The following is a 15498-nucleotide window of genomic DNA, read 5'->3' on the forward strand; positions in this document are numbered from 1 at the left end:
ATGACTGAAAATAATAAGAAAAAATCCTTCTGGACTCGAGTCCATATCGACCCTTTATTCTTGCTCTGTATTATTGCTTTATTGGGATACAGCGCATTTATTATGTGGAGTGCAAGTGGCCAAGATCCAGAAATGATGCAGCGCAAATTAGGTCAGATTGGTATGGGTTTTATGATCATGATAGTCATGGCTCAAATTCCACCACGAGTCTATGAAAGCTGGGCTCCACATCTCTATTTCTTTTGCGTTATTTTGCTTATTCTTGTTGATGTCTTTGGTCAAATAAGTAAAGGTGCTCAACGTTGGCTAGATTTAGGTATTGTACGTTTCCAACCTTCAGAAATTGCTAAAATTGCCGTACCATTAATGGTAGCACGATTTATGAACCGAGATATCTGCCCGCCTACGTTGCGTAATACTGCTATTGCTTTGGTACTTATTTTTGTACCAACGTTATTAGTCGCAGCACAGCCAGATTTAGGAACATCCATTCTTGTCGCTGCATCGGGTTTATTTGTTCTTTTTCTCGCGGGAATGAGTTGGCGTCTTATCACTGTAGCCATAGTTCTTGTTGCTGCTTTTATCCCCATACTCTGGTTTTTCCTTATGCATGATTACCAACAAGCTAGGGTAATGATGCTACTTGACCCTGAATCTGATCCACTCGGCGCCGGATATCATATCATCCAATCTAAAATTGCCATTGGTTCTGGCGGATTACATGGAAAAGGATGGTTACAAGGCACGCAATCTCAATTAGAATTCTTACCAGAGCGCCATACAGACTTTATTTTTGCTGTATTGGCTGAAGAACTCGGATTAATTGGTGTTTTGATACTGCTAGCTCTTTATATACTCTTAATTGCGCGAGGCCTTTACCTTGCAACGAAAGCACAAAATACATTTGGTAGAGTAATGATTGGCGGACTAATGTTAATCTTCTTTGTCTATGTCTTTGTCAACATAGGAATGGTGAGTGGTATTCTTCCTGTTGTCGGTGTTCCGTTACCGCTAATGAGTTATGGAGGCTCTGCCCTAATTGTCTTGATGGCAGGATTTGGCATTGTTATGTCTATTCATACACACCGAAAACTATTATCGAAAAGTTTATAATGAGGTTTCTATGCGTCTGCAATGGGTTTTGGTAGGTATCAGTGCATTGCTACTTTCAGGATGTGTTGTTGATAAGCCGAACACAAATAAACAGCCTGCACCATTACCCAATGTGCCAGCTCAACGTGTTCTTGGTGCTGAACCTCGTTACGAGCCTTATCACCCAACAGCAAATCAAGATTACCGAAAAAATGGTATGATCTATCGTATTGTGACTGATCCCGCAAACTTTAGTGAGCGAGGAGAAGCTATTGTTTATGATAGCTTAGCTATGAGTCGTTTAACGACTATTGGTGAACGTGTCAATCCTTATGAATTTGCAGCCGCACATCCTACATTACCCATACCAAGTTATGTAAAAATCACAAACTTACTCAATGGGCGCACAATGGTTGTCAGGATCAATGACCGTGGCCCCTACGTCAACGGTAAACAAATCCAAGTCACTCCCGCTGTTTCTGATAGTTTGCGTTTAATGCCAACAACACCATTGCAAATTGAAGGAATTGTTGTCGATCAAAATGGCCATATGAGTGGTATTGGTACACATGGGGCTCAAATTGAGAAGAAAACAACAGCTTTACCCGAACGCCCTAATTTTAATGCTCAATCAACAACATCTACGCCATTAACAACATCAACACCTGCTAATATGCCTATTGAGCCACCAGCACAACCGGAAGCAAAAATTACAGCTCCAGCTCCAGCTCCAGCTCCAGCTCCAGCTCCAGCTCCAGCTCCAGCTCCAGTATTACTATCAAACTCCATAGCGCAAGGCTTTTATGTGCAAGTTGGCGCACTTAGTAATGAAAATAATGCTCAGTTTTGGCTCAATGATTTATTGTCATCATTTGGTACTCAAGGCGTGATTAATAAAACAGATGGACTATATAAGGTACAACTCGGCCCTTATTCCTCAAAAGATCAAGCCGAAGCAATAAAAAATAAGCTGAAACAAGTTAAAGATATCTCTGGGTTTATTATTACCCAATAAAGGTAAGATGACGTAAAATCCTTTTTATATCAGCAAATTCAAGCGTAGAATCGCCTGGTTTTGCTGATATTTTATTTATTAGCCCCTATTTTCCCCTGAATTTTCGGATTAAACAACAGAATGAAACAGACACTCCCAGCTAAATTACTAAGAACGAGCCTATTAAGTGCCACTTTTGCTTTATTGACAGTAACGCATCAAAGCTTGGCTGATGATTCACTAAAAACAATGATACCCGCTGTTCCTAATATCGAAGCCGAATCTTATATTCTTATTGATTATAATTCTGGGAAAGTGCTGGCTGAAATGAATGCCGATGTTCGTCGTGATCCTGCGAGTTTAACCAAAATGATGACCAGTTATGTTATTGGGCAATCTATTCGTGCAGGCAAAATTACTAATAACGATATCGTGCCAATTGGTGAAGAAGCATGGGCAACGGGCAATCCTATTTTTCGTGGCTCCTCTTTAATGTTTTTAAAACCTGGCGACCAAGTTACTGTCGCACAATTAACCCGTGGCATTAATTTGCAATCAGGTAATGATGCTTGTGTGGCAATGGCCTCTTATGTCGCCGGTAGCCAAGATACATTTGTCACCATGATGAATGATTACGTTAAACGTCTTGGTTTAAAAAACACCCAATTTCAAACAGTTCATGGACTTGATGCTCCTGGGCAATATAGCTCTGCTCGTGATATGGCGTTAATTGGTGCAGCATTAATTCGTGATGTACCTGACGAATATGCCATCTACAAAGAGAAAGAGTATACCTATAACAATATCCGCCAAACAAACCGAAATGGATTGTTATGGGATAGCAGTTTAAATGTGGATGGTATTAAAACAGGCCACACTTCCTCAGCAGGTTATAACTTAGTTGCCTCTGCAACTGAAGGTAATATGCGCTTAATTTCAGCTGTAATGGGTGGTCATTCATCTAAAGGTCGTGATGCTGAAAGTAAAAAACTGCTAACTTGGGGTTTTCGCTTTTTTGAAACAGTAAAACCACTACAAGTAGGTAAAGAGTTTGCAGCTGAACCAATTTGGTACGGTGAAACAGATAAAGTACAATTAGGCGTAGATAAAGATGTTTATTTAACTATTCCTCGTGGTCGATTAAAAGATTTAAAAGCAAGCTATATCCTTGATAATGTGGAATTACATGCCCCAGTCACTAAAAACCAAGTTGTTGGAACTATTAATTTCCAACTTGATGGGCAAATTATTGAGCAACGTCCACTCGTGGTGATGAATGAAGTAAAAGAAGGTGGCTTCTTTAGCCGCATTATCGATTACATCAAATTATTATTCTCACACTGGTTTGGCTAAGACTTGAAAAAGGTAAATGTGACCACATATAACTTACATATGAATATTGGCATAAACACACTTACCATTCCCCTATTTACCCTAATTACCAGTATCGCATTCCTTAATTATTAAGGAATGCGCTTTTTATTTGTCAAGATTAGGTGTAGATATAGATAATTAAAACAACAGTGTCTGTTGTCTTAAGGAATTACATTATGATGAAAACAAAATTAAATGAACTGTTAGAGTTCCCATGTTCTTTCACTTATAAAGTGATGGGTCATGCAAAACCAGAATTAGTGGATCAAGTCGTTGAAGTTATTCAACGCCACGCACCCGGTGATTATACTCCTTCTGTAAAACCAAGCAGTAAAGGCAATTACCATTCAGTTTCTATTACGATCAATGCAACCCATATCGATCAAGTAGAAACACTGTATAAAGAGTTAGGCGAGCTTGAACTCGTTCGTATGGTTCTGTAACCCTTTAATTTAAAAATGATGAATTTTCCAAAAGCGCCTTTTACTCAGGCGCTTTTTCTTATCTTAATTATGTTCCTTTTCCTCTCCTCTTCGGAAAAAAAACATCTCAATCTGGTAGTTCATTTACTGGGGCGTTATACTGCTCTTCACAATTACGCTACAAATGAAGATTTTCACGGTGCAAGACAAAACAATCATTATTCGCCAATTAGGTGTGAAACCCTACTTACCGGTTTCTGATTCTATGCATCAGTTTACGGAGAAACGGGAAAGTCACACGCCTGATGAAATATGGCTCGTTCAGCATGAACAAGTTTTTACTCAAGGCCAAGCAGGTAAAGCTGAACACTTATTAAACACAGGAACTATTCCTGTTATTCAATCTGATCGTGGTGGTCAGGTGACTTATCATGGCCCTGGTCAACAAGTCATGTATGTTTTAGTGGACTTAAAACGTAACCATATTGGTGTTCGACAACTAGTCACAGCACTTGAAAATACCGTTATTGATACGCTAGCGGAATTTAATGTAGAGGCCTATGCTCGCGCTGATGCACCGGGCGTATATGTGAAAGGCGATAAAATCTGTTCATTAGGGCTACGTATTCGTAAAGGTTGCTCCTTTCATGGTTTAGCCCTCAATATCGATATGGATTTATCACCTTTTTCACGAATAAATCCTTGTGGTTATTCTGATCTGAAAATGACACAGTTAATTGATTTTGCTCCTAATACGACAACGATACAGGTAGCACCATTATTAGTTAAGCATTTTTGTACACAACTAGGATTCCAACCACAGCAATAAAAATGCTATAATTTTTTTAACATTTGTCATTTTTTTTTAAAACCCTGATTACCTCAGTCACATCGTGTTAATCACTCTAGATAACTGGAACTGGCACAATTATGAGTAAACCTATTCAGATGGAACGCGGAGTTAAATATCGCGACGCCGATAAAATGGCACTTATTCCTGTTAAAACGGTCGCTACAGAACGTGAACAACTGCTACGCAAACCTGATTGGATGAAAATAAAGCTGCCCGCTGATTCAAGTAAAATTCAGGGCATCAAAGCGGCAATGCGTAAAAATGGTCTTCATTCTGTATGCGAAGAGGCATCTTGTCCTAACCTCGCAGAGTGTTTTAATCATGGAACAGCAACCTTTATGATCTTGGGCGCAATCTGTACACGCCGTTGCCCATTTTGTGATGTAGCACATGGCCGACCAAATGCTCCTGATCCACAAGAGCCAGAGAAACTCGCACAAACTATTAAAGATATGGGATTACGCTATGTCGTTATCACCTCAGTAGACCGTGATGACTTGCGTGATGGCGGTGCTCAGCATTTTGCAGATTGTATCTCCGCTATTCGTGCAAAGAATCCTACTATTCGTATTGAAACACTAGTACCTGATTTCCGTGGTCGTATGGATAAAGCACTTGAGATCCTTACAGACACTCCACCAGATGTCTTTAACCATAACTTAGAGAATGTACCTCGCGTTTATCGTCAAGTACGCCCTGGTGCTAACTATCAATGGTCATTAACGCTATTAGAACGCTTTAAACAAGCACACCCTGATATTCCAACAAAATCAGGCCTGATGGTAGGCCTTGGGGAAACCAACGAAGAAATTATTGACGTTATGCGTGATCTGCGCAAACATGGGGTAACGATGCTGACATTAGGGCAATATTTACAACCAAGTCGTCACCATCTTCCTGTTCAACGCTACGTCAGTCCTGACGAGTTTGAATATATGAAAGAACAAGCACTTGCAATGGGCTTTACCCATGCTGCTTGTGGGCCTTTTGTTCGCTCATCTTATCATGCCGACCTTCAAGCTCAGGGGATTGAGGTTAAATAACAATTAATCTCTTATGCTTAACATTGCAATTGCTGTATTTATAGGTGGTGGCTTAGGTAGCGTATTACGCTGGCTAATTAGCTACCGCCTAAATTCTATTTTTCCTCATTTTGCCACAGGCACCTTTGTTGCTAACGGCATTGGTGCATTTATTATTGCCTTTGGTATCGCTTGGTTTAGCAAAGCACCACATATTGATCCTATTTGGAAAATTATGCTGACAACAGGCTTTTGTGGCGGTCTGACAACTTTTTCAACCTTTTCAGTTGAAGTGGTTGCTCTCTTAACCGAAGGGAAAATTGGATGGGCATTAAGCACTATGGGGGCTAACTTAGCGGGTTCATTTTTAATGACAGCATTTGCATTTTGGTTATTACGTGAAATGTAATATTAGAGCCATAATAGCCTATTAAATAATAGGTTTAGTTCTAGAAATATAAACCCCGTTAAAAACGAGTTTGCTATATAAAATATAAAAACCCGTTAATAACGGGTTTTTACTGTCTCAAAGAAGTCGTTAATTAGATAGCGACAACGTTTGCAGCAGATGGCCCTTTCGCGCCGTCAGTAACTTCAAACTCTACTTTTTGACCTTCAGCAAGGGTTTTAAAGCCTTCTGATGTAATAGCGGAAAAGTGTACAAATACATCTTTGCTGCCATCTTCTGGAGTGATAAAACCAAAACCTTTAGTTTCGTTAAACCACTTAACGTTACCTTTTAATTTAGACATCAAGTTTACCTTTAAAATAGAAAATAAACGCAAGCGTTTTGCGTTGGCTATAGTAAAACAAAAATGATGATTCCCTGTCCACAGTCTAGATCACGAAACTCACATTTTTTTTCTACCAAATGATTAATATTCAGACAAATCCCATGACTTAACGCATAGTTCACTTAAGAAACAATACTTAATACTTACAATCTGAACTATTCATCAATCTCTACTTTTTCATATCGAAGTAACCAACGCTTAATATCTAATCCACCAGTGTAACCGACTAACTTACCGTTATGACCAATAACACGATGACAAGGAATAATTAAAGAAATCGGATTTCGTGAATTTGCCATTCCGACCGCCCTGCAATAATTGACTGAACCTAATGTAAGTGCCAATTTTTTATAACTCCAAATTTCACCATAAGGGATCGTTTGTAATGATGTCCAAACTCGACTTTGAAATTCTGTTCCTTTTGGCGCCAGTGGCACAGAAAAGGTGGTACGTTTACCCGCAAAATACTCTTTTAGTTGTTTTATGCATTGATTAATTACGGGGCTTGAATTCACAGCAACATCTTTGTCATTTACAAAATAGAGGCTGGTGATCCCTTTTTCATTGGCTGTAATAGAGATATAAGGTTTTGGGAAGCCAACAGGTGTATCGAGATAGTCTTGGTACATAATATTTTCTCTATTGATTTGTCTGTAACACTAAGAGTAAATCATGCTTGATTGATAAAGCAATCATCTAATTACTTGTATATCTAATAAAAATAGATCAATAACACGGTCAAAAAATAAAATTAGTGCGCTAACTGTTTAATTTTAATGATAATCATTATCAAAACACAAAAACACCATATATTGTGTGGTTGAAAATAAATAACTCTATATATAGTATTTAAATACTTCTCATTATGGATGTGAAAACAGACGCATCCATATTTTTATAAGGGTTATTTTTATGTCTGTTATCCTCTATACCAAACCGAATTGCGTTCAATGTAGTGCCACAGAACGCGCATTAAAACAGAAAAATATTCCGTTTGTTGCTGTTGATCTCACCCAAGATACACAAGCCTTAGCTCAAATAGTTTCTATGGGATATCGCCAAGTTCCCGTTGTTGTTCATGGTGACCAACATTGGTCAGGTTTCTGCCCTGATAAAATAAGGCAGATTACGCTCTAAAGGAGCTTTTCATGCAAACTGCACCGTTAATCTATTTTTCAAGTCGCTCGGAAAACTGCCATCGCTTTGTGCAAAAGCTTAATTTACAAGCGACTAGGATTATTGAGGATGAAATATTACTTGCAACACAACCATTCGTGTTGCTTTGCCCTACTTATGGTGGCGGCGGTACTAAAGGTGCAGTTCCTAAAGCGGTTATTCAGTTTTTAAATATTCCTGAAAATCGTCAATTAATACGCGGTGTTATTGCTTCTGGAAATACAAATTTTGGTGCAGCTTATGGATTGGCTGGCAACATCATTGCACAAAAATGCCAAATTCCTTTTTTATATCGATTTGAGCTATTAGGCACACCAGAAGATGTAAAACGTGTAAAAACTGGTTTAAGTACGTTTTGGTCAAACCTAGCAGACCACTGCGTTACGAGATAATTAACATGACACAACCAATAGAACAACTTGATTACCATGCCTTAAACGCCATGCTAAATCTGTATGATGAGCAAGGTAATATTCAGTTTGATAAAGACAAATTAGCGACACATCATTTTTTTCGCCAACATGTAAATCAAAACACGGTATTTTTTCATGATCTAAAAGAAAAACTCGAGTTTTTAGTACAACAACACTATTACGAAGCGCAAGTATTAGAACAATATGAATTTGCCTTTATCAAACAGCTATTCAAACATGCTTATAGCAAAAAATTTCGCTTTCAATCTTTTTTAGGCGCTTTTAAATACTATACCAGTTACACCTTAAAAACCTTTGATGGAGAGCGTTACCTTGAACGCTATGAAGATCGCGTCTGTATGGTAGCGCTTACTCTTGCTCAGGGTAATACCGACCTAGCCATTCATCTCGTTGATGAAATTATTAGTGGTCGTTTCCAACCCGCAACACCAACTTTCCTAAATTGTGGAAAACAGCAGCGTGGTGAATTGGTTTCCTGCTTTCTATTGCGTATAGAAGATAATATGGAATCTATCGGCCGATCGGTCAATTCCGCATTACAGCTCTCTAAACGTGGAGGTGGTGTCGCATTTCTACTCACTAATTTACGTGAAGCAGGCGCACCCATTAAACGTATAGAAAATCAATCCTCTGGCGTCGTTCCGGTTATGAAGATGCTTGAAGATGCGTTTTCCTATGCAAACCAATTAGGAGCAAGACAAGGTGCCGGTGCTGTTTATCTTCATGCTCACCATCCTGATATTTATCATTTTCTTGACACCAAAAGAGAAAATGCAGACGAAAAAGTTAGGATCAAAACCCTCTCTTTAGGTGTAGTGATCCCAGATATCACATTTGAATTAGCGAAACGCAATGAAGATATGTATCTATTCTCACCTTATGATGTAGAACGTGTTTATGGCGTACCTATGTCAGAAATCAGTGTTAGCGAAAAATACAGTGAGATGGTAAATAATGCACAAATACGTAAAAAGAAAATAAAAGCGAGAGAGTTCTTTCAAACATTAGCCGAAATTCAATTCGAGTCAGGCTATCCTTATATCATGTTTGAAGATGCGGTAAACCGTGCAAATCCTATCGCGGGTAGAATTAATATGAGCAATCTCTGCTCTGAAATTTTACAAGTCAACAGCGCGAGCGAATATCACCCAGACTTAAGCTATCGCCATATCGGTCATGATATCAGTTGTAACTTAGGCTCTATGAATATTGCTATGGCAATGGACTCTCCTAACTTTGCGCATACCGTTAGCACTGCAATTAGGGCATTAAGCAATGTCTCTGAAATGACGAAAATTGAGTCTGTTCCTTCTATTGAAAAAGGTAATCTCGCTTCTCATGCGATTGGTTTAGGGCAAATGAATTTACATGGCTATTTAGCGCGTGAAGGTATTTATTACGGCTCCGAAGAAGCATTAGATTTCACTAATATCTATTTTTATACCGTCACTTATTATGCGTTATTAGCTTCAAACCAATTAGCCATTGAAAAGAAACAACACTTTAAAGGTTTTGAGAACTCAAAATACGCAACAGGTGAATACTTTAATAAGTATGTATCACAACAATGGCTACCAAAAACACAAAAAGTCCACCAGTTGTTTAGTCAATCGAATATTCATATTCCTACACAAGAAGATTGGCAAACACTCAAGCAGTCTATTATGACACATGGGATCTACAACCAAAACTTACAAGCGATACCACCTACTGGATCCATTTCCTATATAAATCATTCCACATCAAGCATCCATCCTATTGCAGCCCCAATAGAAATTAGGAAAGAAGGCAAGATTGGACGAGTTTATTACCCAGCCCCATTTATGACTAATGAAAATCGCCAATATTATCAAGATGCGTATGAAATTGGTGCAGAAAAAATTATCGATACCTATGCAGAAGCTTCACAACATATCGATCAAGGCTTATCACTGACATTATTTTTTTCGGATGAAGCCACAACAAGAGATATTAACAAAGCACAAATCTATGCCTGGCGTAAAGGAATTAAAACCTTATATTACATTCGTATCCGACAATCCGCATTAGCAGGCACTGAAATAAAAGGCTGTGTTTCGTGCGCACTTTAATAATTACAATAAGGAGAACATAGCATGCCATCACCTTTATTAAGTCATGTTAATGCGATTAACTGGAATCGTATTGAAGATGAAAAAGATTTAGAGGTTTGGAACCGTTTAACCATGAATTTTTGGTTACCTGAAAAAATTCCACTCTCTAATGACATTCCTTCATGGAACACATTAACTCAAGCTGAAAAACAGCTCACTATTCGTGTTTTTACTGGGTTAACGTTACTGGACACTATCCAAAATACAGTAGGTGCGCCAACATTGATGCCCGATGCACTGACACCGCATGAAGAAGCTGTATTATCCAATATCTGTTTTATGGAAGCAGTTCATGCTCGCTCTTACAGTTCAATATTTTCCACACTCTGCTTAACAACAGATGTTGATGAGGCATATCGTTGGAGTGAGGAAAACCCTTATCTGCAAAAAAAGGCAGATATTATCCTGCGCTATTATCAAGACAGTGATCCTTTAAAGAAAAAAATTGCCAGCGTATTTTTAGAATCTTTTTTATTCTATTCTGGATTCTATTTACCTATGTATTGGTCAAGCAGAGGAAAATTAACCAATACAGCCGATTTAATTAGGCTCATTATTCGTGATGAAGCCGTTCATGGTTATTATATTGGTTATAAATTTCAAAATCAGTTATTAAATAAATCCGAATTAGAGAAGCAAGATATTAAAGATTTTGCATTCTCATTATTATTAGATTTATATGACAATGAAGTTAAATATACTGAAGATCTTTATGATACTGTTGGTTGGACTGAGGATGTAAAAAAATTCCTTCATTATAATGCAAATAAAGCATTAATGAATTTAGGTTATGAAGCATTATTCCCTGATGAAATAACAGATGTTAGTGCTGCAATCCTTTCATCATTATCACCAGATGCTAATGAAAATCACGATTTCTTTTCTGGTTCTGGTTCATCTTATGTTATTGGAAAAACCATTAATACTGAAGATGATGATTGGGATTTTTAATACAAAATAACACGATTAAATATATTAGAGGCAACAAAATACATTCAATTTAATTATATATTTTAATTTTAACGTAACACACTGAAAAATAACCATTATTTTTCAGTGTGCTTTTATTTGCTCAACAAACAACCTAATTGGTTGATTTTTACCGTTTGATTTATTCAAATAATCAATTTTTTACGAATGGTTTTAGCTTATTTAAAATATTCAAACCGATAATAAGCCAAAAATCATTACATTTACTAATGTATTGGGATTTTTTTTCATTTATTTTTTCCTTACTTTTTTCCTCAATTCAGTTATTTTATGCCCCTTTTTATTGATATCCTAATCAAAATAACAATGTCTTTAAAAACAATTATATTTCAGTAAGTTAAAAGAAACATTATCTTTTAATAAAAAAAATTTATTTCACTTTATTTAATTATTAATCATTATAAAAACAAAGGAAAAACACTCCTATTTTTTAGTTAATTATAATTAACATAGGGTTGTCAGATGCAATCATTGTGGTAGGGTAATTCCCTTACTAAAAATCTTATTTAGGAAAATAACAATACTGATTTAATTAAATTTAATTTATTCCTTTCATTATTTAAATAGGAAATAATATATTGCATGGCAATTAAACTCGAAGTAAAAAATCTCTATAAAGTATTTGGCGAGCACCCAAAACGAGCCTTTGAATTATTAAAATCTGGTATGAATAAAGATCAGATTTTTGATAAAACAGGTTTAACCGTAGGTGTTCAAAATGCAAATCTGGCAATTGAAGAAGGCGAAATATTTGTCATCATGGGATTATCTGGTTCAGGTAAATCCACCCTAGTCCGCCTTCTCAATCGTCTGATCTCTCCTACAAAGGGAGAGGTGCTTATTGATGGTGAAAATATTGCCACCATGTCTGATAAAGAATTACGGCAAGTTCGACGTAAAAAAATCAGTATGGTGTTTCAGTCATTCGCCTTAATGCCACATATGAATGTGCTTGATAACACAGCTTTCGGAATGGATCTCGCGGGATTAAGCAAAGACGAACGTTATAAAAAAGCGATGGATGCGTTAGAGCAAGTCAATCTTGGTAGTTATGCAAAATCATGGCCTGATGAGCTTTCTGGTGGGATGCGTCAACGTATTGGCCTTGCTCGCGCACTTGCCAATGATCCCGATATCTTGTTAATGGATGAGGCTTTTTCGGCACTTGATCCATTAATTCGCACTGAAATGCAAGATGAGTTATTGAGCTTACAAGGCGATAAACAACGTACTATTGTGTTTATTTCTCATGACCTCGATGAAGCCATGCGTATAGGTGATCGCATTGCCATTATGCAAGGCGGGGTTGTCGTTCAAATCGGCACACCTGATGAAATACTAAATAATCCGGCTAATGATTATGTACGCACATTCTTCCGTGGAGTTGATATTAGTCATGTATTTAGTGCAAAAGATATAGCCAAACGTCGCCCTGAAACCTTATTGCATGTTGCTCCTGGTTTCGGTCCTCGCTCAGCATTAAAAGTGCTTGAAGATGAAGATAGAAATTTTGGTTATCTCATTGAACGTGGTAGGAAGTTTATCGGTGTTGTTTCTGTGAATTCTCTCGAAGAAGCTCTAAAAAATAAACAACCTATTGAATCAGCCATTTTATCCGAACCTTGCGCTATTAATGGTGATACACCATTAAATGAGCTGATTTCTACTGTTGCACAATCTCCCTGTGCTATTCCTGTTATTGATGAAAAAAACCGTTATATAGGTTTAATTTCTAAAGGAATGTTACTACAAGCACTGGATAAGGAGACGCCAAATGAGTAATACAAAAAATCAAGATACGGTTTTGGATACAACGATCCAAGAAACCGCAACAAGCGAGACTACACAAGAGACAACCCATAGCGTAAATGATGATCCTTGGGCTACAACCGATACCAGTACAACAGAAAGTGATCCTTGGAGTAGTGCTGACAGTTCATCGGTAGATGCCGATCCATGGGGAGCTGGCAGTGGTAGTGATAATATTGATACATCATCCGCAGGAAGTGATTGGTTAGATGCAACACCTACTGATGTTACGCCAGATACTTTTAATCTTATGGATCCCTTTCACAATACACTGATCCCTTTGGATTCGTGGGTTACCGATGCAATTGACTGGATAGTGTTGCACTTTCGTCCTGTGTTCCAAGGTATTCGTGTCCCCGTTGATTTTGTGTTAAGTGGCTTTGAAAACTTCTTAACCTCAATGCCAGCACCAGTTGCCATTATTCTATTTTCACTGATTGCATGGCAACTTTCAGGCAAAGTGATGGGCATCACCTCGTTTATTTCATTGATATTGATTGGTGCGATTGGCGCTTGGTCTGAAGCAATGGTTACGCTTGCGTTAGTGCTGACCTCTTTACTGTTCTGTTTGATTATCGGCCTTCCCTTAGGAATATGGCTTGCGAATAGTGATAAAGCATCAAAAATTGTACGACCTTTGCTAGATGCCATGCAGACAACCCCTGCATTTGTTTACTTAGTGCCTATCGTAATGCTATTTGGGATTGGTAATGTGCCAGGTGTTGTAGTCACTATTATTTTTGCTTTGCCACCTATTGTGAGACTAACCATTTTAGGGATCAAACAAGTTCCTGAAGATTTAATTGAAGCAGCTCAATCGTTTGGGGCAAACCCACGACAAATGTTATTTAAAGTGCAATTACCTCTCGCCATGCCAACGATTATGGCTGGTGTAAACCAAACCTTGATGTTAGCACTTTCAATGGTTGTTATTGCGTCAATGATAGCCGTTGGTGGGTTAGGTCAAATGGTATTGCGTGGTATTGGTCGCCTTGATATGGGACTTGCTGCTGTAGGGGGTGCCGGTATTGTTATTCTCGCGATTATTCTTGACCGATTAACGCAATCATTAGGCCAGAATAGCCGCCATAAAGGCAACCGATGCTGGTATATGACAGGCCCTATTGGCTTAATTTGCCGACTATTTGGCAAAAAAGCATCGTAATAACTATTTTTAACATTAATTAAAAATCTATAAAGAACATCACGTTCAATCAATATAAGAAATAGAGGCGACAGTTCGCTGTCGCTATTTATCTCTTACCATCACAACAGAAGGAAAAACTATGCGTAATCCAGTTATCTGGGCAACCGTATTGTCCGCCACACTGATAAGCACCCAGTTATCCGCTGCTGATTTACCCGGAAAAGGGATTTCGGTTCAACCTGTGCAAAGTACGATTTCGGAAGAAACATTTCAAACCTTAATCGTCAACAAAGCACTCGAACAATTAGGCTACACAGTTCAACCGATCAAAGAAGTCGATTACAACGTTGCTTATTCTTCTATCGCCAATGGCGATGCCACTTTTATGGCGGTAAGTTGGGTTCCACTTCATAACTCACAATATGAAGCTGCGGGCGGCGACAACACCTTTTATCGCAAAGGTGATTATGTGGTTAATGCTGCTCAAGGTTATTTAATCGATAAGAAAACCGCTGAAAAATATAACATCACCAATATTGAGCAATTTAAAGATCCTAAAATCGCCAAACTCTTTGATGCCAATGGTGATGGTAAAGCCGATTTAACAGGTTGTAACCCTGGCTGGGGATGTGAAGAAGCTATCAATAATCACTTAAAAGCCTATGATTTAGAAAAATCGGTTACACATAACCAAGGTAACTACGCGGCTATGATGGCAGATACCATTACTCGCTACAAAGAAGGTAAACCTATTTTTTATTACACATGGACACCATATTGGATAAGTGATGTGTTAAAACCGGGTAAAGATGTTGTTTGGTTACAAGTGCCATTTTCATCTTTACCTGGTGATGATAAAACAGACACCACATTAGCAAATGGTAAAAACTATGGTTTCCCACCAAGTACCATGCATATTGCAGCAAATAAAAAGTGGGCTGAAGAAAATCCTGCGGCTGCAAAACTCTTTGAAGTCATGAAAGTATCTGTTGCCGATATCAATGCGCAAAACTTACGTATGCATAATGGCCAAAAATCACAAGCAGATATTGAACGTCATGCAAATGCGTGGATCAAAGCCCATCAAAAAACTTTTGATGGTTGGATTGAACAAGCTCAAGCAGCTGCAAAATAATCAATAAATAATCTTAATTTAAGATTATCACAAAACAGGTCACACTCTTGTGTGCCTGTTTTTGTTTATAAAAAACTAAATTTATATGTAATTAAGCAAAATAAGTTTATATAAAAATTAAGAG

At 37.9% G+C, this 15498-nt stretch carries 16 protein-coding genes; 14 read left to right on the forward strand and 2 right to left on the reverse strand.

Annotated features, from left to right (window positions below; all coding sequences use genetic code 11):
* The 7 genes from mrdB (at position 1) to crcB (ending at position 6166) form a co-directional block, all read left to right on the forward strand.
* Positions 1-1113 (forward strand): peptidoglycan glycosyltransferase MrdB, encoded by a 1113-nt coding sequence (gene mrdB / locus ABN217_RS16675; protein ID WP_072070249.1) that lies wholly within the window; start codon positions 1-3, stop codon positions 1111-1113.
* A 10-nt stretch (positions 1114-1123) separates the two neighbouring features.
* The gene (gene rlpA, locus ABN217_RS16680) at positions 1124-2107 is read left to right on the forward strand and encodes an endolytic peptidoglycan transglycosylase RlpA (RefSeq protein WP_349459643.1); all 984 of its coding nucleotides are present in this window, start codon (positions 1124-1126) and stop codon (positions 2105-2107) included.
* 120 nt (positions 2108-2227) lie between these two features.
* Positions 2228-3439, forward strand: coding sequence for a D-alanyl-D-alanine carboxypeptidase DacA (gene dacA / locus ABN217_RS16685; protein ID WP_197269442.1), 1212 nt, complete (start codon positions 2228-2230; stop codon positions 3437-3439).
* Positions 3440-3639: 200 nt separating this feature from the next.
* Positions 3640-3903 carry a DUF493 family protein YbeD gene (gene ybeD, locus ABN217_RS16690; protein WP_036912266.1) on the forward strand — a complete coding sequence of 88 codons (264 nt, stop codon included), beginning with the start codon at positions 3640-3642 and terminating at the stop codon, positions 3901-3903.
* A 163-nt stretch (positions 3904-4066) separates the two neighbouring features.
* A complete protein-coding gene (gene lipB, locus ABN217_RS16695; RefSeq protein WP_072070252.1) occupies positions 4067-4711 on the forward strand; it encodes a lipoyl(octanoyl) transferase LipB in 645 nt (214 codons plus the stop codon).
* Positions 4712-4812: 101 nt separating this feature from the next.
* Positions 4813-5778, forward strand: a complete 966-nt coding sequence (gene lipA, locus ABN217_RS16700) for a lipoyl synthase (RefSeq protein ID WP_036938585.1) — start codon at positions 4813-4815, stop codon at positions 5776-5778.
* Positions 5779-5791: 13 nt separating this feature from the next.
* The gene (gene crcB, locus ABN217_RS16705) at positions 5792-6166 is read left to right on the forward strand and encodes a fluoride efflux transporter CrcB (RefSeq protein ID WP_349459644.1); all 375 of its coding nucleotides are present in this window, start codon (positions 5792-5794) and stop codon (positions 6164-6166) included.
* A gap of 133 nt (positions 6167-6299) precedes the next feature.
* Here crcB and cspE read toward each other — a convergent pair whose 3' ends face one another.
* Both cspE and ABN217_RS16715 read right to left on the reverse strand, forming a co-directional pair.
* The gene (gene cspE / locus ABN217_RS16710; protein ID WP_023581133.1) at positions 6300-6509 is read right to left on the reverse strand and encodes a transcription antiterminator/RNA stability regulator CspE; all 210 of its coding nucleotides are present in this window, start codon (positions 6507-6509) and stop codon (positions 6300-6302) included.
* A gap of 197 nt (positions 6510-6706) precedes the next feature.
* A complete protein-coding gene (locus ABN217_RS16715; RefSeq protein ID WP_196553453.1) occupies positions 6707-7180 on the reverse strand; it encodes a methylated-DNA--[protein]-cysteine S-methyltransferase in 474 nt (157 codons plus the stop codon).
* 283 nt (positions 7181-7463) lie between these two features.
* On the opposite strand from ABN217_RS16715, the gene ABN217_RS16720 reads away from it, so the two are divergent.
* The 7 genes from ABN217_RS16720 to proX all read left to right on the forward strand — a co-directional run bounded on the left by ABN217_RS16720 (position 7464) and on the right by proX (position 15374).
* Positions 7464-7688 carry a glutaredoxin family protein gene (locus tag ABN217_RS16720; protein WP_072070255.1) on the forward strand — a complete coding sequence of 75 codons (225 nt, stop codon included), beginning with the start codon at positions 7464-7466 and terminating at the stop codon, positions 7686-7688.
* An 11-nt stretch (positions 7689-7699) separates the two neighbouring features.
* The gene (gene nrdI, locus ABN217_RS16725; protein ID WP_072070256.1) at positions 7700-8119 is read left to right on the forward strand and encodes a class Ib ribonucleoside-diphosphate reductase assembly flavoprotein NrdI; all 420 of its coding nucleotides are present in this window, start codon (positions 7700-7702) and stop codon (positions 8117-8119) included.
* Between the two features lie 5 nt (positions 8120-8124).
* Complete coding sequence (nrdE, locus tag ABN217_RS16730; protein ID WP_197269443.1) at positions 8125-10251, forward strand: class 1b ribonucleoside-diphosphate reductase subunit alpha; 2127 nt, start codon at positions 8125-8127, stop codon at positions 10249-10251.
* A gap of 24 nt (positions 10252-10275) precedes the next feature.
* Positions 10276-11244, forward strand: coding sequence for a class 1b ribonucleoside-diphosphate reductase subunit beta (nrdF, locus tag ABN217_RS16735; RefSeq protein WP_072070258.1), 969 nt, complete (start codon positions 10276-10278; stop codon positions 11242-11244).
* A gap of 621 nt (positions 11245-11865) precedes the next feature.
* On the forward strand, positions 11866-13065 hold the full coding sequence (gene proV / locus ABN217_RS16740; protein ID WP_196553456.1) for a glycine betaine/L-proline ABC transporter ATP-binding protein ProV: 1200 nt from the start codon (positions 11866-11868) through the stop codon (positions 13063-13065).
* Positions 13058-14257, forward strand: a complete 1200-nt coding sequence (gene proW / locus ABN217_RS16745; protein WP_115351359.1) for a glycine betaine/L-proline ABC transporter permease ProW — start codon at positions 13058-13060, stop codon at positions 14255-14257. The genes proV and proW overlap by 8 nt, the downstream gene beginning before the upstream one ends.
* A 121-nt stretch (positions 14258-14378) precedes the next feature.
* Positions 14379-15374, forward strand: coding sequence for a glycine betaine/L-proline ABC transporter substrate-binding protein ProX (gene proX, locus ABN217_RS16750; RefSeq protein ID WP_197269444.1), 996 nt, complete (start codon positions 14379-14381; stop codon positions 15372-15374).
* Positions 15375-15498: the final 124 nt, after the last annotated feature.

Source organism: Proteus sp. fly-1067 (genome assembly GCF_040139345.1).
Lineage (GTDB): Bacteria > Pseudomonadota > Gammaproteobacteria > Enterobacterales > Enterobacteriaceae > Proteus > Proteus vulgaris_B.